General features: G+C 73.9%; 20 protein-coding genes and 1 tRNA gene. 9 read left to right on the top strand and 12 right to left on the bottom strand.

Annotated features, from left to right (window positions below; translation table 11 throughout):
* The first annotated feature begins 151 nt into the window (after positions 1–151).
* Both ACZ4U4_RS08270 and ACZ4U4_RS08265 read left to right on the top strand, forming a co-directional pair.
* A complete protein-coding gene (locus ACZ4U4_RS08270; RefSeq protein WP_467870313.1) occupies positions 152–2578 on the top strand; it encodes a ribonucleoside-diphosphate reductase subunit alpha in 2427 nt (808 codons plus the stop codon).
* The gene (locus ACZ4U4_RS08265) at positions 2578–3633 is read left to right on the top strand and encodes a ribonucleotide-diphosphate reductase subunit beta (RefSeq protein ID WP_467870310.1); all 1056 of its coding nucleotides are present in this window, start codon (positions 2578–2580) and stop codon (positions 3631–3633) included. Before ACZ4U4_RS08270 ends, ACZ4U4_RS08265 begins: the two co-directional genes overlap by 1 nt.
* A gap of 82 nt (positions 3634–3715) precedes the next feature.
* Here the strand turns inward: ACZ4U4_RS08265 and def are convergent, their stop codons facing one another.
* The 6 genes from def to ACZ4U4_RS08235 form a co-directional block, all read right to left on the bottom strand.
* On the bottom strand, positions 3716–4357 hold the full coding sequence (gene def / locus ACZ4U4_RS08260) for a peptide deformylase (RefSeq protein WP_391640333.1): 642 nt from the start codon (positions 4355–4357) through the stop codon (positions 3716–3718).
* A gap of 66 nt (positions 4358–4423) precedes the next feature.
* Entirely contained in the window at positions 4424–5410 is a 987-nt protein-coding gene (locus ACZ4U4_RS08255) for a tetratricopeptide repeat protein (protein ID WP_467870306.1), read from the bottom strand.
* A 283-nt stretch (positions 5411–5693) separates the two neighbouring features.
* Positions 5694–7028: an HD-GYP domain-containing protein gene (locus ACZ4U4_RS08250; RefSeq protein ID WP_467870303.1), complete on the bottom strand. Its 1335-nt coding sequence runs from the start codon at positions 7026–7028 to the stop codon at positions 5694–5696.
* Positions 7025–8476, bottom strand: a complete 1452-nt coding sequence (locus ACZ4U4_RS08245; protein WP_467870300.1) for an HD-GYP domain-containing protein — start codon at positions 8474–8476, stop codon at positions 7025–7027. The genes ACZ4U4_RS08250 and ACZ4U4_RS08245 overlap by 4 nt, the downstream gene beginning before the upstream one ends.
* A gap of 160 nt (positions 8477–8636) precedes the next feature.
* A complete protein-coding gene (rsrA, locus tag ACZ4U4_RS08240) occupies positions 8637–9059 on the bottom strand; it encodes a mycothiol system anti-sigma-R factor (protein ID WP_467870297.1) in 423 nt (140 codons plus the stop codon).
* The gene (locus tag ACZ4U4_RS08235) at positions 9056–9748 is read right to left on the bottom strand and encodes a sigma-70 family RNA polymerase sigma factor (protein WP_467870295.1); all 693 of its coding nucleotides are present in this window, start codon (positions 9746–9748) and stop codon (positions 9056–9058) included. The genes rsrA and ACZ4U4_RS08235 overlap by 4 nt, the downstream gene beginning before the upstream one ends.
* Positions 9749–10071: 323 nt before the next feature.
* Between ACZ4U4_RS08235 and ACZ4U4_RS08230 the strand changes: the two genes are divergently transcribed.
* On the top strand, positions 10072–10659 hold the full coding sequence (locus ACZ4U4_RS08230; protein WP_467870293.1) for a helix-turn-helix domain-containing protein: 588 nt from the start codon (positions 10072–10074) through the stop codon (positions 10657–10659).
* A gap of 21 nt (positions 10660–10680) precedes the next feature.
* Here ACZ4U4_RS08230 and ACZ4U4_RS08225 read toward each other — a convergent pair whose 3' ends face one another.
* On the bottom strand, positions 10681–11328 hold the full coding sequence (locus ACZ4U4_RS08225) for an alpha/beta hydrolase family protein (protein ID WP_467870291.1): 648 nt from the start codon (positions 11326–11328) through the stop codon (positions 10681–10683).
* A gap of 86 nt (positions 11329–11414) precedes the next feature.
* Complete coding sequence (locus ACZ4U4_RS08220) at positions 11415–12248, bottom strand: SOS response-associated peptidase (RefSeq protein WP_467870288.1); 834 nt, start codon at positions 12246–12248, stop codon at positions 11415–11417.
* A 202-nt stretch (positions 12249–12450) separates the two neighbouring features.
* Between ACZ4U4_RS08220 and ACZ4U4_RS08215 the strand changes: the two genes are divergently transcribed.
* The 4 genes from ACZ4U4_RS08215 to ACZ4U4_RS08200 all read left to right on the top strand — a co-directional run bounded on the left by ACZ4U4_RS08215 (position 12451) and on the right by ACZ4U4_RS08200 (position 16202).
* On the top strand, positions 12451–13191 hold the full coding sequence (locus ACZ4U4_RS08215) for a M50 family metallopeptidase (protein WP_467870286.1): 741 nt from the start codon (positions 12451–12453) through the stop codon (positions 13189–13191).
* A gap of 224 nt (positions 13192–13415) precedes the next feature.
* Positions 13416–14768 (top strand): 3-phosphoshikimate 1-carboxyvinyltransferase, encoded by a 1353-nt coding sequence (gene aroA, locus ACZ4U4_RS08210; RefSeq protein ID WP_467870283.1) that lies wholly within the window; start codon positions 13416–13418, stop codon positions 14766–14768.
* A gap of 13 nt (positions 14769–14781) precedes the next feature.
* Positions 14782–15789: a ribosome small subunit-dependent GTPase A gene (gene rsgA / locus ACZ4U4_RS08205; protein WP_467870280.1), complete on the top strand. Its 1008-nt coding sequence runs from the start codon at positions 14782–14784 to the stop codon at positions 15787–15789.
* An 89-nt stretch (positions 15790–15878) separates the two neighbouring features.
* Positions 15879–16202, top strand: coding sequence for a DMT family transporter (locus ACZ4U4_RS08200; protein ID WP_467870277.1), 324 nt, complete (start codon positions 15879–15881; stop codon positions 16200–16202).
* A 46-nt stretch (positions 16203–16248) separates the two neighbouring features.
* Here ACZ4U4_RS08200 and ACZ4U4_RS08195 read toward each other — a convergent pair whose 3' ends face one another.
* Positions 16249–17037, bottom strand: coding sequence for a TetR/AcrR family transcriptional regulator (locus ACZ4U4_RS08195; RefSeq protein WP_467870274.1), 789 nt, complete (start codon positions 17035–17037; stop codon positions 16249–16251).
* A gap of 163 nt (positions 17038–17200) precedes the next feature.
* On the opposite strand from ACZ4U4_RS08195, the gene hisN reads away from it, so the two are divergent.
* Positions 17201–18007: a histidinol-phosphatase gene (gene hisN, locus ACZ4U4_RS08190; protein WP_467870271.1), complete on the top strand. Its 807-nt coding sequence runs from the start codon at positions 17201–17203 to the stop codon at positions 18005–18007.
* A 137-nt stretch (positions 18008–18144) separates the two neighbouring features.
* Here hisN and ACZ4U4_RS08185 read toward each other — a convergent pair whose 3' ends face one another.
* Positions 18145–19608: a catalase gene (locus ACZ4U4_RS08185; protein WP_467870269.1), complete on the bottom strand. Its 1464-nt coding sequence runs from the start codon at positions 19606–19608 to the stop codon at positions 18145–18147.
* 158 nt (positions 19609–19766) lie between these two features.
* Between ACZ4U4_RS08185 and ACZ4U4_RS08180 the strand changes: the two genes are divergently transcribed.
* Entirely contained in the window at positions 19767–20186 is a 420-nt protein-coding gene (locus ACZ4U4_RS08180) for a Fur family transcriptional regulator (protein ID WP_467870266.1), read from the top strand.
* 158 nt (positions 20187–20344) lie between these two features.
* Here ACZ4U4_RS08180 and ACZ4U4_RS08175 read toward each other — a convergent pair.
* Positions 20345–20418 (bottom strand) — tRNA-Met (locus ACZ4U4_RS08175).
* 90 nt (positions 20419–20508) lie between these two features.
* Complete coding sequence (locus ACZ4U4_RS08170) at positions 20509–22371, bottom strand: SEL1-like repeat protein (RefSeq protein ID WP_467870263.1); 1863 nt, start codon at positions 22369–22371, stop codon at positions 20509–20511.
* Positions 22372–22516 lie beyond the last annotated feature (145 nt).

Below are 22516 nucleotides of genomic sequence, written 5' to 3'. Positions count from 1 at the left end.
CCGGGCGTCGAGATGTCCGGGCCCCGAGGGATGGGCCGGTGGACGCCGCGCGGGCCGCCGCGCGCCCGGGTGCGCTGTGCCGCCGGGCGCCGCCCGTTCGACCGTCCGTCGCGCCTCCCTCCGGCCCCCGCCGAGTGAGGGAGAGCACCACGTGACCACCGCGCCACCGCAGTCCGCGACCGACGCCGAGGCCGCAGCGCTTGAGACGGCCACGTTCCCCGCCGGCGTCCCCGGCCAGGACCCGCCCGGCACCGCCCTGCTGCGCACCCTGACCGAGCTGACCGCCGACCTGACCGCCACCGACCCGGGCAAGGTCGCCGCCGCCGCGCTCCGCGGCCGCCACCCCGGCTCCGACGAGGCGGGGCTGCGGGAGCTGGCCATCGACGCCGCCGCCGGTCTGATCGGCGACGAGCCGCAGTACTCCAAGCTCGCCGCCCGGCTGCTCACCCTCGCCATCGCCGAGGAGGCCGCGGGCGAGGGCGCCACGTCGTTCTCCGCGTCGGTCGCCACCGGTCACCGCGAGGGCCTGATCGCCGACTCCACCGCCGCGTTCGTCGCCACCCACGCCGCGGAGCTGGACGCCCTCGTCACCCGGGCGCTGGCCGACGGCGCCGACGACCGGTTCGGCTACTTCGGGCTGCGCACCGTGCACTCCCGCTACCTGCTGCGCCACCCCACCACCCGGCAGGTCATCGAGACCCCGCAGCACTTCCTGCTCCGGGTCGCCTGCGGGCTGGCCGAGGACGACTCGGCGCGGGCGCTGGCCGACGTCGCCGAGCTGTACCGCCTGACCAGCTCGCTGTCGTACCTGCCCTCCTCCCCCACCCTCTTCAACTCCGGCACCCGCCACCCGCAGATGTCGTCCTGCTACCTGCTGGACTCGCCGCTGGACGAGCTGGACTCGATCTACGACCGCTACCACCAGGTCGCCCGGCTCTCCAAGCACGCCGGCGGCATCGGCCTCTCGTACTCCCGTATCCGGGCCCGCGGTTCGCTGATCCGCGGCACCAACGGGCACTCCAACGGCATCGTGCCGTTCCTGCGGACGCTGGACGCCTCCGTCGCCGCGGTCAACCAGGGCGGCCGGCGCAAGGGCGCCGCCTGCGTCTACCTGGAGACCTGGCACGCGGACATCGAGGAGTTCCTGGAGCTGCGCGACAACACCGGCGAGGAGGCGCGGCGTACCCACAACCTGAACATCGCGCACTGGATCCCCGACGAGTTCATGCGCCGCGTCGAGGCCGACACCGGCTGGTCGCTGTTCTCCCCCGCGGACGCGCCGGAGCTGGTCGACCTGTGGGGCGACGAGTTCGACGCCGCGTACCGCAGGGCGGAGGCCGAGGGCCGCGCCACCAAGCAGGTCCCGGCGCGGGTGCTGTACTCCCGGATGATGCGGACGCTGGCGCAGACCGGCAACGGCTGGATGACCTTCAAGGACCACGCCAACCGCACCGCCAACCAGACCGCCGAGCCCGGCAAGGTCGTCCACTCCTCCAACCTCTGCACGGAGATCCTGGAGGTCACCGACGACGGCGAGACCGCGGTCTGCAACCTCGGTTCGGTCAACCTCGCTGCCCACCTCGGCGACACCGCCGCCGGGTGGGAGAACGCGATGGACTGGGAGCGGCTGGACGCCACCGTCCGCACCGCCGTCACCTTCCTCGACCGCGTGGTGGACATCAACTTCTACCCGACCGAGCAGGCGGCGGCCTCCAACTCCCGCTGGCGCCCGGTGGGCCTGGGCCTGATGGGCCTCCAGGACGTCTTCTTCCGGCTGCGGCTGCCGTTCGACTCGCCCGAGGCACGCGCGCTGTCCACCCGGATCTCCGAGCGGATCATGCTCGCCGCGTACGAGGCGTCCGCGGACCTCGCCGAACGGCACGGCCCCCACCAGGCGTGGTCGGCGACCCGCACCGCCCGCGGCGTGCTCCACCCCGACCACTACCCGGACGCCGAGCCGCAGTGGGCGGACCGCTGGGCCGCGCTGCGCGCCCGCGTCGCCGCGACCGGTATGCGCAACTCCCTGCTGCTGGCGATCGCCCCGACCGCGACGATCGCCTCCATCGCCGGCGTCTACGAGTGCATCGAGCCGCAGGTCTCCAACCTCTTCAAGCGCGAGACCCTCTCGGGCGAGTTCCTCCAGGTCAACGCGTACCTGATCGAGGAGCTGAAGGAGCTGGGGCTGTGGGACGCCCGCACCCGGGACGCGCTGCGCGACGCCAACGGCTCGGTCCAGGACGTCCCGTGGATCCCCGAGGAGATCCGTGCGCTGTACCGCACCGCCTGGGAGATCCCGCAGCGTTCGCTGATCGACATGGCCGCGGCCCGTACGCCGTACCTCGACCAGAGCCAGTCGCTGAACCTCTTCATGGCGTCGCCGACCATCGGCAAGCTCAGCTCGATGTACGCCTACGCCTGGAAGCGCGGCATCAAGACCACGTACTACCTGCGCTCGCGTCCGGCGACCCGGATCGCGCAGTCCGCCCGCGCGGCCGTCCCCGCGCAGCTGCCGCAGGCCGACTCCGAAGCGGTCGCCTGCTCCCTGGAAAACCCCGAGTCCTGCGAGGCATGCCAGTAATGACCACCGTCCCTGAGAAGACCGCCGCGTCGGCCCACACCGCCACCACCGGCACGAAGAACCTCCTCGACCCGGGCTTCGAGCTGACCCTGCGGCCCATGCGGTACCCGGACTTCTACGACCGCTACCGCGACGCGATCAAGAACACCTGGACCGTCGAGGAGGTCGACCTCCACTCGGACGTCGCCGACCTCGCCAAGCTCTCCCCGGGTGAGCAGCACCTCATCGGCCGTCTGGTGGCGTTCTTCGCCACCGGTGACTCGATCGTCGCCAACAACCTGGTGCTGACGCTCTACAAGCACATCAACTCCCCCGAGGCGCGGCTCTACCTGAGCCGGCAGCTCTTCGAGGAGGCCGTGCACGTCCAGTTCTATCTGACGCTGCTCGACACCTATCTGCCCGACCCGGACGACCGCGCCGCCGCGTTCGCCGCCGTCGAGAACATCCCGTCCATCCGGGAGAAGGCGGAGTTCTGCTTCCGGTGGATGGACTCCGTCGAGTCCATCGACCGCCTGGAGACCAAGGCCGACCGCCGCCGGTTCCTCCTCAACCTCATCTGCTTCGCCGCCTGCATCGAGGGCCTGTTCTTCTACGGCGCGTTCGCCTACGTGTACTGGTTCCGCTCCCGCGGCCTGCTGCACGGCCTGGCGACCGGCACCAACTGGGTGTTCCGCGACGAGACGATGCACATGGACTTCGCGTTCTCGGTCGTCGACACCGTACGCAACGAGGAGCCCGACCTCTTCGACGCGGAGCTGGAGCAGCAGGTCACCGCGATGCTGAAGGAGGCCGTCGAGGCGGAGCTGCAGTTCGCGCACGACCTGTGCGGTGACGGCCTGCCGGGCATGAACACCGCGTCGATGCGCGAGTACCTCCAGTGCGTCGCCGACCAGCGCCTCCAGCGGCTGGGCTTCGCGCCGGTCTTCGGCTCGGAGAACCCGTTCTCCTTCATGGAGCTGCAGAACGTCCAGGAGCTGACGAACTTCTTCGAGCGCCGGGCGTCGGCCTACCAGGTCGCCGTCGAGGGTTCGGTCTCGTTCGACGACGACTTCTGAGCCGGTAGCGGACCTACGCGAGCGGCCCGTGGACGGAAATCCCCGTCCACGGGCCGCTCGTCGTACGGGGCCGGTGCGCCCGTCAGTCGTTGGCGACGACGGGGTAGCGCGGCTCCTGCTCGGCCATCTGCTTCAGCGCGCCCTTCCGCTCCCGCTTGGAGAGGCGGTCGATGTAGAGGTAGCCGTAGAGGTGGTCGGTCTCGTGCTGGAGGCAGCGCGCGAAGTAGCCGGTGCCCTCGACGGAGATCGCCTTGCCCTGCGCGTCCTGGCCGCGGACGACGGCGTAGTCGGGGCGGGCCAGCTCGGCGTAGGCGCCGGGCACCGACAGGCAGCCCTCGTTGGAGTCGTCCAGCACCCGGCGGGCGGCCGGGAGTTCGTCGAGGACGGGGTTGCAGACCGCGCCGACGTGGCGGACGCCGTTGTCGTCCGGGCAGTCGTAGACGAAGACCTTGAGGTCCACACCGATCTGGTTGGCGGCCAGGCCCACGCCCTCGGCGGTGCGCTGGCTGGCGAACATGTCGTCGATCAGCTGCGCCAGCTCGTCGCCGAACTCCGTGACGTCCTGGCACTCCTTGTGGAGCACGGGGTTGCCGACAACCGTGATCGGCCGGGACGTGCCCCGCTCACGGTGGGCGCGCTCCCGCTCCGCCGCGTCCGTCGTGTCGTCGACGAACTCGTCCACGCGCTGCTCACCGTCTTGATCAAACACAGGCTGCTGGGCCATCTCCGCCGTACGCCTTCCTTGGAACCCTGATTAGTCGCCCTCCAGACTACGGGGGCGCCGCGGCGGTCAGCAGACCTCTTCCAGATCACGCCACTCGCGGGTGTCCGGACTGTCCGCGACCCAGCCGTCCAGCAGCCCGCGCACCAGGGCGGCGGGCGCCGCTATGCCGCACTCCCGCTCGGGCACCCAGAGCGACCCGGAGCCCGCGGTGCGGTGGCCGAGCGGCCCGGGGTGGCCGGGCTCGCTGTGGTCGTGCGGATCGAGGTGCTCACCGTCTCCCTCGTCGCTGGGCATGCTCGACTCCGAGCACGTACGGCACAGCAGCCGCACCGACGACGACCAGTCCTCGGCGGCGAACCCGGCGTCCGCCGCCAGCCGCTCCAGCGCGTCCCGGTCCGCCTCGGTGGCGGCCTCCAGCAGCACGACCCAGGTGGGCACCGGCGAGGGCGCCCACAGCTCGATCTCGTCGAAGACCGGGTACGAGGGGCCGGCGGCGGTGGTGCGCTCGCCGTGCGGGACGCCGTCGTGGAGCACCACCTCGCCCCAGCGGCGCCCGGAGGACGGCAGCGGGATGGAGAGCACCTCGATCCGGGCCGGGTCGAGCCGGCGGCCCCAGACGACCTCCGCCTCGCCCTCGGGCGACAGCCGCACGGCGGCGCTGCCCAGCGCCATCCCGGACGGCTCGCTCTGGGTGGCGCTGCTGCCGGGGACCTTCAGGCCGTACGCCTGCCAGGCGCGGCGGGCCAGCGGCCAGTCCTGGAGGGCGGTGGCGGCGATGCCGACGTTCCACCAGTCGGGCGCGCCCGGGGAGCGGTCGAGCAGGGCCACCGCGCGCAGCCCCGCGGCCCTGGCCTGCTCCCAGTCGTGCCGGAATTTGTGGAGCAGGGCGAGGTTGAACCAGGACTCCGAGAGCCAGGGCTCCATGTCGGCGGCGCGCGTCAGGAGCGCGCCCGCGTCGTCGTAACGGCCGTCGCCGATCAGCGTGAAAGCCCGGTCGGTCGCCTGCCGCCACGAGGCGGAGGGCCGGTGCCGTACCTTGCCGAAGATCTTCACGATTCCCGCCTGCTGGTTGCTCGATGACGCTGGAGGTGGTGTCCCGAGCGGCGCCCGGTGCCACCCGGGGGCCCACTGGCAGCCTGCCGCGGAACGCCGTCCGCCTCAGCGGATTTCGCCGGGGCCCCTGCGGCTCCCTTGCCCTGCGTGCTCCCCCTGAATCCCCTCGACGGGGCTTCCTTCGCATCCAACCATGCCCATCTCGGCAGGCGCTCATTACCCATGGGTTCCCCCCTGCGTTCACCAGGGGCGGAACTCTGGGGAAGGCTGTGGGGCCGCGGCCTCACCCGGTGCGGGCGCCGCGGGCCAGGACCCGCGCGAGCGCCTCCACGACGCCCGGATCGAAGTCCCGCCCGCCGGCCGGCCGCAGCCGCTCCAGCGCCCACGGCGCACCGCCGGGGACGTCCGCCTGCCCCGCCCAGTCGTCGTAGGCGTTGACGGTCCGCACGATGCGGGCGGTGACCGGCTGTTCACGGTACGGGTCGGCCTGCCGCTCGACGATCACGGCGACCTCGGCGGGGACGCCGGTCTGCCGGACGACGGCGCCGCCGAGCAGGGCGATCCGGCGCTGCTCGGCGGGCGGCAGCGGCGCGGTCGCACCCGCCGGAACGGGGTCGACGAGCGAGAGCTGCCCGATGTCGTGCATCAGCGCGGCGTGCTCCAGGAGGTCGAGATCCGGCTCGCGCAGCCCCAGCTCCCCGCCGACCGCCCGGCTGAGCGCGGCGACCCGGCGGGCGTGGCCGGGCGGGGTGTACCCGGCGATCTCGGTGGCACGGGCCAGGGAGGCGATGGTCTGACACCGGGTGGCCCGGACCGCGGCGAAGCGGCGCAGCGCGCACTGGGTCAGCAGCAGCGGCAGCGCGAACACCGGCAGCGCCCACAGCCCGGCCACCGCCGTGGCCGGCGCGATGACCACACCGGTGGCGCCGATCGCCGCGCCGATCCCGCCGGACGCCCGCACCTCGCGGCGCAGCAGCGTCCGGTAGGGGCGGCCGGTGCGGGTCCGGGCGAACGCGGCGGTGAGGGCCGCGTCGCCCAGCGCGGTGAGCGCCGACAGCCCGAGCAGCACCAGGAGCGGCACATGGGCCCGGCCCGTCCAGGAGGCGAGCGGCCCGGCGGCGTGCAGGGGCTGGACGCAGAGCGCGGCGGAACCGCAGCTCAGCAGGTGCCGCGCCAGACGGTCGGCGGCCGGTCCGCGGTGCGGCCCCGGCGCCGTCCCCATCAGGCCCGCGACGCCGACGACCACGACGGTCTGCGCCGGGCCGTGCGTGGCGGGCGCTCCGGCCACCTCGCCGAGCAGGGCGTACGCGAGCGCGCCCGCCGCCGCGAGGGGCGCGCGGTCGTGCTCCCCGGGCACCGGCTGCCCTCCGGCGGGCCGCCGCCGGGCCAGCTCTCCCACGGCGATCAGTGACCCGAAGGCCAGCGCGACCCCGGGCTGCGCGATCCCGGACCGCAGGGTGTGGACGAGCGCCCACAGGGCCAGCGCCGCCGCGGTGGCGCGGATCGCCACGGCGAGGGCGGCGCCCGGGACGGCCCGGGCGGGCCGCCCCGGGGCGTCCTCGGGGTGGGCCGCCCCCGGGGGCGGCAGGGTGTCCGGACCGGCGGCCGGGCCGCTCATGCGTCACCGGGCCGGGCGGAGTGGTGCCGGGCCCGGCCGCCGCGCGGGGCGGCGTGGCGGCCGCGCGGTGCGCCCGTACCGCAGCTGCCCGAGCCGGGCGCGGGCAGCTGCGGCCCCGGGGGCGGGCCGCCCGAGGGGCACGGCGGATCGGGGGCGGCCTCGGGCGGCAGGGTCGGTTCCGGGTGCCAGCCGTGCCGTTCCAGGGCGGCGGCCAGCGCCCGCACCATCTGCGGGTCGAACTGCTTCCCGGCGCATCTGCGCAGCTCGGCGAGGGCGGCCGGGACGGGGCGGGCGCGGCGGTAGGAGCGGGTGGAGGTCATCGCGTCGAAGGCGTCGGCGACGGCCACCACCCGGGCGCACTCGGGGATCTGCGCGCCCTTGAGGCCGTAGGGGTAGCCGCGGCCGTCGAGCCGCTCGTGGTGGTGGAGGATCGCCTCCCGCGCCTCCCCGAGGAAGCCGATGCCGCGGACGATCTCGTGGCCGTACTCGGGGTGAAGTTCGATCAGGGAGCGTTCCTGATCGGTGAGCGGGCCGTCCTTGCGCAGCAGCCGGGTGGGGACGCCGAGCTTGCCGACGTCGTGCAGGATCCCGGCGATCCGCAGCGCCTCCGTACGGTGCTCGGGCAGCCCCAGTTCCCGGGCGATCATCATCGAGGCGCGGCCGACGCGTTCGCCGTGGCCGCGGGTGTAGCGGTCCTTGATGTCGACGGCCCTCACCAGCGCGCGGACGGTGGCCCGGTGGGCGGCGCGCTCCTGGTGGTACTGGGCGACGGCCCAGTACGAGAGGTACATCGGCGGCAGCACCAGCAGCGCCGCCGACGGACCGTACGCGCTGCGCCAGAGCACCGCCGTCATCAGTCCGGCCGGGCCGTGCACCAGCTGCGGGCCGAGGGAGCCGCGCAGCAGACCGCGCCAGGCGGTGCGTGGCTCGGCGCCCTCGGCGGTGACCCGGACCGCGCCGTCGAGGGCGGCGAGGACGGCACAGAGGACGGCCGCCGCGGCGAGGGCGGGCAGCAGCGCCCGGGAGAAGTGCGGGGCGGTGAGCGGCCGGGGCCCGGCGGCGGCGTCGAAGAGGAGGGCGGCGGTCCAGCAGGCGAGGGCGAGAGCGGCGGCGTGCCAGAGGCGGCGGGCGGTGCGCGGGGGCTCGTCGGCCGGGGCGAGCAGGGCGCCCGGGACGGCGGTCAGCGCGGCCAGCGGCGGCGGCAGCAGGAACGCCCCGGCCAGCAGGACGGGCAGGGCGGTGAGGAACGGTGCGGTGCCGGACGGGATCCGGAGGCCCGGCGGCGTGCGGTGGCGCGCGGTCTCACACCCCGCGTGGAGGGCGGCGAGGGCGGCGGCGTCCGTCCAGGGGGCGCCGGGCCCGAGCCGGACGGCCGGGGCGGCGCAGACCGCCGCGGCCAGGACGGCCCCTGTGATGCAGCCGCGCGCGGCCGGCGGCAGTGCCCGCATCGCGCTCTCCTCCCCGAATCCACGGCCCGGTTCCGCGCAGCGTCGTACGCGGTGTGGGGGGTGCGGCGAGGATAGAGGCGGTCGGGCGGACACGTCGGCGCATCGGGGACCAAGGGCGGAGAAAAGCCCCGCCACTCATTCCTTCGGGTGATACGCGGCGTTATTCGGCGCCCGCGGCCTCGGTGGATGCATCGGCGGAGTCCGCCGCTTCGGCCGGGGGCGCGGTGGCGGCATCGGTGCCGTCCGCGCCCCGGGTGCCGGTGGAGTCGTCGTTCCGGGCCGCGTCGTGACGGGCCTGGTCGAGCACGCTGACCTCGGGGACGGCCTCCCCGGCCCGGATCAGATCGATGCGGCCCATGACCTTGGAGCGCAGGTCGCTGGGGACGTCGTCGTGGCCGCAGCAGCGCTTGACGAGCTTCTTGACGGCCTGCTCCAGGCCGTACTTCTCCAGGCACGGCGAGCACTCGTCGAAGTGCACCTGGAACTTCTCGCACTCCCCCTCGGGCATCTCTCGGTCGAGATACTCGTAGAGGTGGTCGAGCACCTCGGAGCATTCCTTGTCGTGCGGCTCTCCGCAGCTCATGATCCCGAGCCTTTCCGGTCGTGCGGCTGCGGTGCCTGCGTGGCAGCCCCTGCCCCGGCCGGGACCAGCCCGCGCTCCCGGGCGTAGTCCTCCAGCATGCCGCGCAGTTGGCGCCGGCCGCGGTGCAGACGGGACATCACCGTGCCGATGGGTGTCCCCATGATGTCCGCGATCTCCTTGTACGCAAAGCCCTCCACGTCCGCGAGATAGACCGCGATGCGGAATTCCTCCGGGATGGCCTGGAGTGCGGCCTTCACATCGGAGTCGGGGAGGTGGTCGAGCGCCTGCGACTCGGCGGAGCGCAGTCCGGTGGACATGTGCGACTCGGCGCGCGCCAGCTGCCAGTCCTCGATCTCCTCCGCCGCACTGCGCTGCGGCTCACGCTGCTTCTTGCGGTAGGAGTTGATGAAGGTGTTGGTCAGGATGCGGTAGAGCCACGCCTTGAGGTTGGTGCCTTCCCGGAACTGATGGAAGGACGCGTACGCCTTGGCATACGTCTCCTGCACCAGGTCCTCCGCGTCGGCCGGATTGCGCGTCATGCGCAGCGCGGCGGAGTACATCTGGTCCAGGAAGGTGAGGGCGTCGCGCTCGAAGCGTGCGTTGCGCTCGGCGTCGCTCTCCTTCCGGTCCGCGGGGTGCTCCTGTGCCGCGCCGTCGGTCCCTGCGTCGGTACCGGTGACCGGACCCACCTCCTCCAACACCGTGACGGACCCGGATGCGGATCCACTCGATTCGGAGAATAGACGACGATCCCGGACCGCCGCCGCTCCAGCCGGAGCGGCCTGCGGTACCTGCGTCTGGGGCCATCGCAGGTCGGCGGCGGGACGAGCGGGGCAGGCGATTCCCATGCGGCGGGCTCCCATTCCTCGTGCTGCGCAAGCGGTGTACGGACGTCCTACGGCATGGTCAACAGCGGTGCCCCGCGGCGCATTCCCGGCCCCCGGCACCTTTTCCCGGCGGCCCGCACCACGCCACGGTTGACAAAGCGCGTTGCCGCTTCGGCAATAGGGGCATGACGGATGACGCGTACGAACAGGTGCTCGGCGAGGTCGGGCCGCGGCTGCGGCGGCTGCGGCAGGAGCGCTCGGTGACCCTGGCCGCCCTGTCGGAGGTGACCGGTATCTCGGTCAGCACCCTCTCCCGCCTGGAGTCCGGGCGCCGCCGCGCCACCCTGGAGCTGCTGCTCCCGCTGGCCCGCGCCCACCAGGTGCCACTGGACGAACTGGTCGGCGCCCCCGAGGTGGGCGACCCCCGGGTGCGGGCGGTGCCGCAGCGCCGGGCGCACATGACGTTCGTCCCGCTGACCCGGCAGCCGGGCGCCCTCCAGGCGTTCAAGCTCGTCGTCGACCCGGTCCCGGGCCCGCCCGAGCAGCGCACGCACGAGGGGTACGAGTGGCTGTACGTCCTGTCGGGGCGGTTGCGGCTGCTGCTGGCCGACCGGGACGTGGAGCTGAAGGCGGGCGAGGCGGCGGAGTTCGACACCCGCTTGCCGCACTGGTTCGGGCCCGCGGACGACAAGCCGGTGGAGCTGCTCAGCCTCTTCGGCCGCCAGGGCGAGCGGATGCATGTCCGCGCCCGGCCCCGGGGGCGCGCGGAGTGAGACGGCGCGCCGGGGGCCGGCTCAGCCGAAGAGCCCGTCGAGCCACTCCGCCACCGCGTCCGTCAGCACCGTCATCGCCCCGTCCTCGGTGACCGCGGCCCGCTTGGGCACCGCGAAACCGTGGTCGCCGTGGGGCACCTCCCGCAGCTCCGTACCGGGCGGGAACTCCTCGGGGCGCCCGAAGGGGTCCCGGTCGCCCTGGACGACGAGGGTCGGCACCCCGGCGCCGGTCAGCTCCTCGGCGCGGGACTTCTCCGGGCGGCCCGGCGGATGCAGCGGGAAGCTGAGGGCGAGGACGGCGTGCGCGCCCAGTTCGCGCGCGGTGCGGCAGGCGACCCGCGCCCCCGCGCTGCGGCCGCCCGCGACGACCGGCAGCCCGGGCTTCTCCAGGGCCGGCCAGAGCGCCGTCCACCCGGCGTCGAGGGTCTTGGGGGCGGGCGCCACCTTCTTCCCGGCGACCCGCCACGGCTGCTCCACGAGCGCGACGGTGTAGCCGCGGCCGGGCAGCGCGGCGGCCAGCGCCCGCAGGTCACGCGCCTCGATCCCGCCCCCGGCGCCGTGGCCGACCGCCAGCACCGCCCGGGCGGGCACGGGTGCCCGGAACCAGGTGATCCGCGCCTCGCCCGCGGGCGTGGCGACCGTCTCGCTCTCGTGCACACCGGAAGTCATACGCCCATCCTGCCGCCCCGCGGGCGCCCCGGCCGCACGGGCCCGCCACCGGGAGCGGCGCACCGGCCGCCCGGGGGCGCGCCCCTTCAGAACAGGGTGCCGACCTCGGGCCCGTCGAGCTCGGTGAGCAGCTCGGGACCGTTGTTGCGGACGTTGCTGACGGCCGTCGGCACCGGGTAGGCGCGCATCAGCCCGGCCGGCGGCGGGGCCAGCAGGGCGAGCAGCCCGTCGGGGTCGGTGTGGGACGGGTCGAGCCAGGCGTCCCAGCGGTCGGGCGTCATCACCAGTGGCATCCGGGGGTGGATGTCGGCCAGCGACTGCGGCCCCTCGCCGCCGTCCGCCCCGGCCAGCGGGGTGGTCTCGGCCTCCGTGGTGAGGACCGCGCACGTCACCCACCAGGCCCGCGGGTGGTCGGCGGGGAGCGTGGCGTCGCGCCAGAACTCGTACAGCCCCGCCATCGCCATCACCGACCCGTCGGCGGGCGTCACGAAGTACGGCTGCTTACGGGGGCGCTTCTTCACCCCGCGCTCCTCCAGCTCCCGCTCCTCGGGGGCGGTCACCCACTCGTAATAGCCGTCGCCGGGGAGCAGACAGCGGCGGGCGGTGAACGCCTGGCGGAACGAGGGCTTCTCGTGGACCGTCTCGGCCCGCGCGTTGATCATCCGCGCGGCGCCGTCCGGCGAGTTCGACCACGACGGCACCAGCCCCCAGGTCAGCGTCCGCAGCTGGCGCACCGGCGCCCCCGGGGGGAACGCCTGCGCCGCGGCGCCCTTGAGGGGGCGCTCCAGGACCGCTTGTACGGGGACGGTCGGGGCGATGTTGTAGTCCGGGGCGAGCGTCTCCTCGGGCACCAGGTGCCCGATCCCGAAGGTCTCCGTCAGCTCCTCGGGTCCACGACTCGCTGCATACCTGCCACACACGGCAATCCACCCCTTTGACCTGCTGACCCACCAGGGTAGGCCGCCGCGCCCGACGCCGGGTGCCCCGGTGGGCGGGGCCCGGCGCACGCCCCGCCGGACGCGCCCCCGCTCCCCCTCCGCACCCCGGGGCGCACGGCCCGCCGCGTACCGTCGGGCAGCCGTGCCACACTGCCAGGCCATACGAAGGGACGACAGGGACACCATGGACACCGATCGCCTCACCGACATAGGCAGCCGCGTCTTCGGGACCCAGCCCGACCCGCCGGTCTGGCTGGTGGTCGCGGCGGGGGTGCTGGCGCTGGCGGCCGTCCTGCCACGCCCGGCCTGGCGGCTGTCCCGGAACGCGGTGACCATCGCCCACGAGGGCGGCCACGGCCTGCTGGCGCTGCTCACCGGCCGCCGTCTGGAGGGCATACGGCTGCACTCCGACACCTCGGGTCTGACCGTCTCGCGCGGCAAACCGACCGGTCTCGGCATGATCCTGACCGCGGCCGCCGGATACATCGCCCCGTCCCTGCTGGGCCTCGCGGGCGCGGCGCTGCTGGCGGCCGGCCACATCACGGCGCTGCTGTGGGGCGCGACGCTGCTGCTCCTCGTCATGCTGGTGATGATCCGCAACGCCTACGGGGTGCTCACCGTCGTCCTGACCGGCGCCGCCTTCCTCCTCATCTCCTGGCTGACGCCCGCCGACGTCCAGGCGGGCTTCGCGTACGCGGCGGTGTGGTTCCTGCTGCTCGGCGGCGTCCGGCCGGTCTTCGAGCTGCAGCGCAAGCGCCGTCGCGGCCCGGCGCTGCGCCCGGGCTCGTCGAGCGGGGCACCGGACTCCGACCCCGACCAGCTGGCCCGGCTCACCCACGCCCCGGCGTTCGTCTGGATCGGGCTGTTCCACGTGGTGACGCTCTGCTCGCTGTTCGGCGGCGGCCGCTGGCTCCTCGGCCTCTGACCCGCACCCCTCGGCGGTCCGCGGACGCCGCCGCTGCGGCCCGGACCGCCGCGGAAACCGGCCCTCCCCGGGTGCGTATCCCCCGATCGTGCGCATCGCGGACGGCGCGGGCGGCGGCGCGCCGGGACGGTTGCCTGATCAGCGCGGTGTGCGACGCAGCTACGTCGCTCTCGCACCGTTTTTGATCAGGATGGGCACCCTTGCCCAGCGATTAAAGTGAGGGCATGACCGAGAGCACCGCACTCCCCGCACTCTGGCCCGCCCCCGTCGCCTCGGGGGCGGTCGATGCGACCGTCACCGTGCCCGGCTCGAAATCGGTCACCAACCGCGGTCTGGTGCTCGCCGCCCTCGCCGCCGAGCCGGGCTGGCTGCGCCGCCCGCTCCGCTCCCGCGACACCCTCCTGATGGCCGAGGCGCTGCGCACCCTGGGCGTCGGCATCGAGGAGACCGCCTCCTCCAGCTCCGCCGAGCCCGGCGGCGGCGAGGCGTGGCGGATCATCCCGGCCGGTCTGCGCGGCCCGGCCACCGTCGACGTCGGCAACGCCGGTACGGTCATGCGCTTCCTGCCGCCGGTCGCCACGCTCGCCGACGGCCCGGTCCGCTTCGACGGCGACCCGCGCGCGTACGAGCGTCCGCTGGGCGGCGTCATCGAGGCGCTGCGCGCCCTCGGCGCCCGGATCGACGACGACGGCCGCGGCGCGCTCCCCATGACGGTGCACGGCACCGGCACCCTCGACGGCGGCCCGGTCGCCGTCGACGCCTCCTCCTCGTCCCAGTTCGTCAGCGCCCTGCTGCTCTCCGCGCCCCGCTTCAACCAGGGCGTGGAGGTGCGGCACACCGGCGCCGCGCTGCCGTCCATGCCGCACATCCGGATGACGGTCGACATGCTGCGCGCCGCCGGTGCCCAGGTCGACACCCCGGAGGCGGGCGGCGAGCCGAACGTCTGGCGGGTCACCCCGGGCGCCCTGCTGGGCCGGGATCTCGTCGTCGAGCCGGATCTCTCCAACGCCCAGCCGTTCCTGGCCGCGGCGCTGGTCACCGGCGGCCGCGTCACCATCCCGGACTGGCCGGCCCACACCACGCAGCCCGGTGACGCGCTGCGCGAGATCTTCACCGCGATGGGCGGCTCCTGCGAGCTGACCGAGGCGGGCCTGACGTTCACCGGCGGCGGCGCGATCCACGGCATCGACGTCGATCTCGGCGAGGTCGGCGAGCTGACCCCCGGCATCGCCGCCGTCGCGGCCCTCGCCGACTCCCCGTCCACCCTCCGCGGCGTCGCCCACCTGCGGCTCCACGAGACGGACCGGCTGGCCGCGCTCACCAAGGAGCTGAACAACCTCGGCGGCGACGTCACCGAGACCGCCGACGGCCTGCACATCCGCCCGCGCCCGCTGCACGGCGGCGTCTTCCACACCTACGAGGACCACCGCCTGGCGACCGCCGCGGCCCTCATCGGCCTCGTCGTCGAGGGGGTGGAGGTGGAGAACGTCGCGACGACCGCGAAGACCCTCCCGGACTTCCCCGCCCTGTGGAACGCCATGCTCGACCCGGCCACACCGGCCGCCCGGAGAGGCTGAGGGTTCCGCCGCCATGCGCCGCTACGGCAAGAACCCCGATGAGGACGACGTCCGGGTCCGCCCCAACCGCAAGGGCAACCGCCCGCGTACCAACATCCGCCCCAAGCACGAGGACGCCAGCGAGGGCCTGGTCCTGACCGTCGACCGGGGGCGGCTGACCGTCCTCATCGACGACCGCACGGTCACCGCGATGAAGGCCCGTGAGCTGGGCCGCAAGAGCGCCGTCGTCGGCGACCGGGTCGCGGTGGTCGGCGACCTCAGCGGCGCCAAGGACACCCTGGCCCGCATCGTGCGCGTCGAGCCGCGCACCTCCACGCTCCGCCGGACGGCCGACGACGACGACCCGTACGAGCGCGTCGTCGTCGCCAACGCCGATCAGCTCGCCATCGTCACCGCCCTCGCCGACCCGGAGCCGCGCCCCCGGCTGATCGACCGCTGTCTGGTGGCGGCGTACGACGCGGGGCTCGATCCGCTGCTGGTGCTCACCAAGTCCGACCTCGCCCCGGCCGACACCCTCCTCGCGTCGTACGGCGCGCTCGGCGTCCCCTATCTCGTCACCAACCGCGACGAACTGGCCGACGGTTCCGCCGCCGACCGGGTCCGCGAACGGCTGGCCGGCCGGATGACCGCCTTCGTCGGCCACTCCGGCGTCGGCAAGACGACGCTGGTCAACGCCCTGGTGCCGGAGCGCCGCCGGGCCACCGGCCATGTCAACGCGCACACCGGCCGCGGCCGCCACACCACCACCTCGGCGCTGGCGCTGCCGCTGCCCGGCGACACCGGCTGGGTGATCGACACACCGGGCGTGCGCTCGTTCGGGCTGCACCACGTCGATCCCGCGCGGGTGGTGCTGGCCTTCCCCGATCTGGTGCCGGGCACCGAGGGCTGCCCGCGCGCGTGCAGCCACGACGAGCCGGACTGCGCGCTGGACGACTGGGTCGCCGAGGGCCACGCCGATCCCGCGCGGCTGTACTCGCTGCGCCGGCTGCTGGCGACCCGCGAGCGACGCGAGGGCGACTGAGCGAGGCAATCCCCTGCCCACCGTCCGGGGTAACTGCATAATCACACCGAGGCGGACGTAGCGGTCACCGACAGACGGAGGCATGGGACATGGCATGGCTGCTCGTCGTGGTGGCGGGACTCCTGGAGACCGGCTTCGCGGTCTGCCTCAAGCTGTCGCACGGCTTCACCCGCCTCTGGCCGACGATCGCGTTCGCCGCGTTCGCACTCGGCAGTTTCGGTCTGCTGACGCTGTCGCTGCGGAAGCTGGACGTCGGCCCGGCCTACGCGGTGTGGACGGGCATCGGCGCCGCCGGTACCGCCATCTACGGCATGGTCTTCCTCGGCGACCTGACCTCCACGCTGAAGATCGTCTCCATCTGTCTGGTCATCGCCGGCGTCATCGGCCTCCAGCTGTCGGGCTCGGCACACTGACCACGGCGCGCCCCCTCCCCGGCTGCGCCCCGGCCGTCCACGCAGGTCAGCCGCCCGTCTCCGGGCCCCCTTGGCACCCGGTCCGCCCCGGCACCCGGGCGAACGCCCCGCGCACCAGCCGCGCCACCGCCTCGCTCTCCGCGTCCCGGCCCGCCGCGGCCGTACGGGCACCGGCCCCGGGCGGCTCCGGCCGGGCGGGCGCGACCACACAGGAGAGGGTGAGCCGGGCCGCCGCCTCGCACGCGGTGTCCAGCGCGGACAGCTCCTGCTCCGGCCAGTGCGGCGCCAGCGCGGCCACCGCACGCTCCCGGAACCGGCCGACGAGATCGGTGGGCCCGGGCGGCCCCTCCCCCGCACCCTGCCGCTGCGCCGGGACGGCCCGCCGGGCGCCACGGGGCCGCGCCGGCGGCGGTCCGGCCACCCACCGGGGCGGCAGCCGCTCGCCCCAGCAACCCGTCAACGCGGCCCTGACCAGCGGATTGCTCCGGGCCGCGCGCAGTGTCCAGGCGGCGGCCGCGGCGACCCGGGCCGCCGCGTCACCGGCCGGTGCGGGCGGGGCGCCGGACCGGTCGGACGGCGCTCCGAGCCGTACGGGCGGCCCACCCGGATTCCCCTGACACCCGGTCAGCGCCCGCTCGACACCCGCCAGATAGGTGTCCATCTCCCGGCGCACCAGCGCGCGGGCCAGCCCGGACTTGCTGCCGAACTCGTTGTAGAGGGTCTGCCGGGAGACCCGGGCGGCGGCCGCCACATCGACCATCCGGACCGCCGACCAGGGGTGGTCCGCGAGCGCCGCGTAGGCGGCGTCGAGCAAGGCTTCCCGCGCTGTCGGCATCGTCGCCTCCCGCCTGCCCGGTCCCATATGACCGGTGTGCGCACAGAATTGAGGCGCCGCCGGGGACTGTCAAGAGGCGCCGCGTGCGGCCGTCCGGGGCCTATCCGCCCGGCGGGGCCCGATCATGTGGCTGTCCGTGCATACCAGTAGATACTGTTCGTACATGCCCGACTATCACGATGATCTCCGTCTCGGACACGTCCTCGCGGACGCCGCGGACGCCGCCACCATGGAGCGGTTCAAGGCGCTCGATCTCAAGGTGGAGACCAAACCGGACATGACGCCGGTCAGCGAGGCGGACAAGGCCGCCGAGGAGTTGATCCGCGGCCATCTCCAGCGGGCCCGGCCGCGCGACTCCGTCCTCGGTGAGGAGTTCGGCTCCACCGACGGCACCGGTCCGCGCCGCTGGATCATCGACCCGATCGACGGCACCAAGAACTACGTCCGCGGCGTCCCGGTCTGGGCCACCCTGATCGCACTGATGGAGCGGGGCGAGGGCGGCGACCGCCCGGTCGTCGGCATCGTCTCCGCCCCGGCGCTGGGCCGTCGCTGGTGGGCAGCCGAAGGTCTGGGCGCCTTCACCGGCCGCAGCCTGACCTCCGCCAGCCGGCTCCGCGTCTCCGAGGTCGGCAGCATCCGGGACGCCTCGTTCGCGTACTCCTCGCTGACCGGCTGGGAGGAGCGCGGCAAGCTGCCGGACTTCCTCGACCTGAGCCGCAACTGCTGGCGCACCCGCGCCTACGGCGACTTCTGGCCGTACATGATGGTCGCCGAGGGCTCGGTGGACATCTGCGCGGAGCCGGAGCTGTCGCTGTGGGACATGGCGGCGTGCGCCGTCGTGGTGCAGGAGGCCGGCGGCCGTTTCACCGGCCTCGACGGCAGGCCCGGCCCGCACAGCGGCAACGCCGCGGCTTCCAACGGTCTGCTCCACGACGATCTGCTGTCGTACGTGGGCGACGCCCGCGGCTGACGCCGCACCCGCCGCACCACGCGCGAAGAGGCCGGAGCCCCATGGCATCCGGCCTCTTCGGCTGGTACGGCAAGCGGGTGGCCGCCCGCGCACCGGACCGGCCCCGAGGGAGACGGTCCGGTGCGCGGGGTGGCCGGTCAGCCGCGCAGGGCCTGGACCGCGGCGTCGAGCCGCTTGCCGTAGTCCGCGTCCGCCTTGCGGAAGTTGTCGATCGCGCGCTGGGCGATGTCGTCGCGGGACACCTTGGCGATGAAGCCCGCGAGGTTGTTCACCAGCCGCTCCTTCTCGTCCTCCGACATCAGGCGGTAGAGGTTGCCCGCCTGGACGAAGTCGTTGTCCTCGGCGTGCGAGGGGGCCGCGCTCTCGCCGGTGGCGCCGGAGATCTGGGCGGACTCCCAGAGCGGACGGCCGGTCTGGACGGGACCGCCGAAGCTGTTCGGCTCGTAGTTCTTCGCCCCGGCGTGGCGGCCGTCGTACATGACGCCGTCCCGGCCGTGGCTGCGCGCCTCGGTGGCGTGCGGGCGGTTGACCGGCAGGTGGTCGGCGTTGATGCCGACGCGGTAGCGGTGCGCGTCACCGTACGCGAAGAGACGGCCCTGGAGCATCTTGTCGGGCGAGGGGCCGATGCCCGGCACGAAGTGGTGCGGGGAGAAGACCGACTGCTCGACCTCGGCGAAGATGTTCTGCGGGTTGCGGTTCAGCTCCAGCTTGCCGATCTCGATGACCGGGTAGTCCGCGTGCGGCCACACCTTGGTGAGGTCGAACGGGTTGAAGCGGTAGTTCGCGGCCTCGGCGGCGGGCATGATCTGCACGCCGACCGTCCAGCTCGGGAAGTCGCCGCGCTCGATCGACTCCCGCAGGTCACGCTGGTGGCTGTCGGGGTCCTCACCGGCGACCTTGGCGGCCTCCTCGCTGGTGAGGTTCTTGATCCCCTGATCGGTCTTGAAGTGGTACTTGACCCAGAAGACCTCGCCCGCCTCGTTGCTCCACTGGAAGGTGTGCGAGCCGAAGCCGTCCATGTGGCGGTAGGACGCGGGGATGCCACGGTCGCCGAAGAGCCAGGTCACCTGGTGCGTCGACTCGGGCGACAGGCCCCAGAAGTCCCAGACGTTGTCCGCCTCCTGCGAGCCGGTGTACGGGTCGCGCTTCTGGGTGTGGATGAAGTCGGGGAACTTGATGGCGTCCTTGATGAAGAACACCGGGGTGTTGTTGCCGACGAGGTCGTAGTTGCCCTCCTCGGTGTAGAACTTCAGCGCGAAGCCGCGCGGGTCACGCACCGCGTCGGCCGCACCGAGGTTGCCCGCGACGGTCGAGAAGCGCAGGAACGTCTCGGTCTCCTTGCCGACCTCGGAGAGGAACTTCGCGCGGGTGTACTTGGTGACATCCGCGGTGACGGTGAAGGTGCCGTACGCACCGGCGCCCCGGGCGTGGACGATGCGCTCCGGGATCCGCTCGCGGTTGAAGTGGGCGAGCTTCTCGATCAGGAGCTGGTCCTGGATCAGTCCGGGTCCGCCCAGGCCGGCCGTCTCGCTGTTCTGGTTGTCCGCAACCGGAGCTCCGGACTCCGTGGTCAGCGGTCCCGCGATGCTCTCTACCGACACAGTGCGCCTCCTGAAGTCTGCTACCTGCCCTTGGCTTGCGCCGCTGCCGATCCTACATTGGACATTGTCTAAGTCAAGAAGACCCCGAAAGTCGTACCTGATCCGGTGATGGACGGCGCACTGTTACCCTGGGCGTATCTGACTGATAGGTGAATGGCATGAGTGACCTGCTGGAACGGCTTCGGGAACGCGGCTGGCGACTGACCGCGCAGCGGCGCGTGGTCGCCGAGGTACTGAACGGCGACCACGTCCACTACACCGCCGACGAGGTGCACGCCCGCGCGACCGAACGGCTCCCCGAGATCTCCCGCGCCACCGTCTACAACACCCTCGGCGAGCTGGTCTCGCTCGGCGAGGTGCTGGAGGTCAGCACGGACGGCCGCGCCAAGCGCTACGACCCCAACGCCCACCACGACCACCAGCACCTGGTGTGCTCGCGCTGCGGCACCATCCGGGACGTCCACCCCCACGGCGACCCGCTCTCCGCGCTCCCCGAGCCCGAGCGGTTCGGCTTCCAGGTCTCCGAGGTGACGGTGACCTACCGGGGCCTGTGCCCCACCTGCGCCGCCACCTCCTGAAGCCGCGGGCCCGCCCCGTCCGGGCCGCCCCGCCTCCTTGATCAGCTCGCACCCCACCGGGTGCGGGCCCCTTGTCGTGCCCGCGCCCGGCACACAGCGGCGTCCGCGCATACGACGAAGGCCCGGACTCTCGAAAGAGTCCAGGCCTTCGTCTTCAGTAGCGGGGACAGGATTTGAACCTGCGACCTCTGGGTTATGAGCCCAGCGAGCTACCGAGCTGCTCCACCCCGCGCCGTTGTGTTGTTCACTGTAGACCCACGCCGACGACCAGCGCAAATCCGTTCCCCGGGGGCGGCAGCGGACCGCCCCCGGGGAGACGCCGTCAGGCGCTCAGCTCCTCCTGGAGCGCCTCCTGCAACCGGGCCGCCCGCTCGGCGACCTCCGGCGGCCCCAGCTCGACCGCGCGCGCACACCACGACCCGGCCTCGGTCAGGGCGCCGCGCCGCGCGGCCAGCAGCGCCAGCCGGAGCGCGGCCCGGCCGTGGCCGTCACGGGCCGCCCGCTGCCACCACAGGGCGGCCTCGGGCAGGCTGCCCTCGCGGGCCAGGAGCAGTCCGAGGTTGAAGGCGCCGTTACGGCTCCCGGCCTCGGCGGCCGCGCGGTACCAGCGGGCCGCCTCGACCGTCTCGCCCCGGGCCGCCGCGAACATACCGACCCGGACCTGGGCCCGCCGGTGCCCCTGGGCGGCCGCCTTCTCGTACCAGCGGGTGGACTCGGCGTCCGGCTTCCGCGCCTGCCCCGTGGGCCAGGGGTCGTCGGCCTCCGTGACCTCCGCGGACCGGCGGTCCAGCAGATCGGCGAGGCGGAACGCCGCCTCCGCGCTGCCGCCCTCCGCCGCGCAGCGCAGATGCGGCTCCGCCTCCTCGTCCGCGCCCTCGCGCTGCTGGGCGATGGCGACCTGGAGCGCCGCCTCGGTGTGCCCGGCCGCGGCCGCCCGCTCGTACCAGATCCGGGCCGCGCGCTCGCTGCCCCGCCCGGCGAACAGGATGCCGAGGTTGAACGCCGCGTCCACGCTGCCGGCCTCGGCCGCCTTGGAGAACCACGGCTCGGCGCCGGCCGCGTCGCCGCGCTGGAGCAGCAGGATGGCCAGCGCGTTGGCGGCCTCCCGGTGCCCGGCGTACGCGGCGCGGCGGTACCACTGCTCACCGCGTCCGGCCCGGCCCTGCTCGGCGCAGAGCAGCCCGAGGTTGTAGGCGCCGTTGACGTCGCCCGCGTCGAGCGCCGCGCGGTACCAGCGCTCCGCGGTCTGCAGCTCACCGCGGTCGGCGTGGAGCGCGCCCAGCGCGTTGGCGGCGTTGCCGTCGCCCTCCTGGGCGGCGCGGCGCCACCACTCGGCGGCGCTCTCGGTGTCCCCGGCGTCGCGCAGCAGGAAGGCCAGCGCACAGGCGGCCTTCGGCTCGCCGTCCTTGGCGGCGGAGAGGTACCAGCGCCCCGCCTCCTGGACGTCCCCGCGCTCCTCCAGCAACGTGCCGAGCTGGAGCGCCGCGCGCCGATGTCCGCGCGCGGCGGCCTGGCGGTACCACTGCTCGGCCTCGGCCTCCCGGCTCAGCTCTCCGTAGGCGGGCGCCGCGCGGCGGTCCGCGCCGCGCCCCTCCTCGATGAGCCGGGCGAGGCGGTAGGCGGCCTCCCGGTGCCCGCGCTCGGCGGCGGTGCGAAACCACCGCTCGGCGCCGATGTCCCCGCGGTGTTCGAGCAGGTCGGCGAGGGCGTACGCGCCCAGGCAGTGGCCCGATTCCGCGGACTGGCGCAGCCAGTACTCGGCGGCGGGCTCGTCCCCGCGCTCGCGGTGGTGGCGCCCGAGGGCGTGTGCGGCGGCGGCGGACCCGGCGACCGCGGCGATCCGCCACCAGCCCGCCGCCTCGTCCGCATAGCCCCGCTGGTGCAGCAGTACGCCGAGATTGTTCGCGGCCGCGCGGTCGCCCGCGACGGTCGCGGAGCGCAGGTGCGGCTCGGCGCCGTCAAGATCCCCGCGGCGCAGCAGCAGTGCGCCCAGTGCGCTCATGGCCGCGGTGTCGCCGGCCTCCGCGGCGCGGCGGTGACCGGATTCGGTCACCGCCTCCGACGCCTCGGCCGCCTCCGCGGCGTCCATGTCGTCCATCGGCAACTCGGATGTGCGCCCTTCGTCGGGCGCATACACAAACCGGTCCGTCTCCAACAACCTTGCCTTGTCCCCCATAAGAGCCATCGTCGCACCACCCGTAACCCTCGTACACCTGGTATACAGCACCCGGCGAGGTCACTTCAGCGGTTTGTCGACTTCCCGACACAACGACTTGCCAAACTCAAGCACACAGGTTCCCCACATCGGCTGTTCGACATGGCTGTGCGCA

The organism is Streptomyces sp. NPDC029159, from assembly GCF_055564055.1.
The sequence above is the reverse complement of the archived record's forward strand: the minus strand, read 5'-3'. Positions and strand labels throughout refer to the sequence as shown.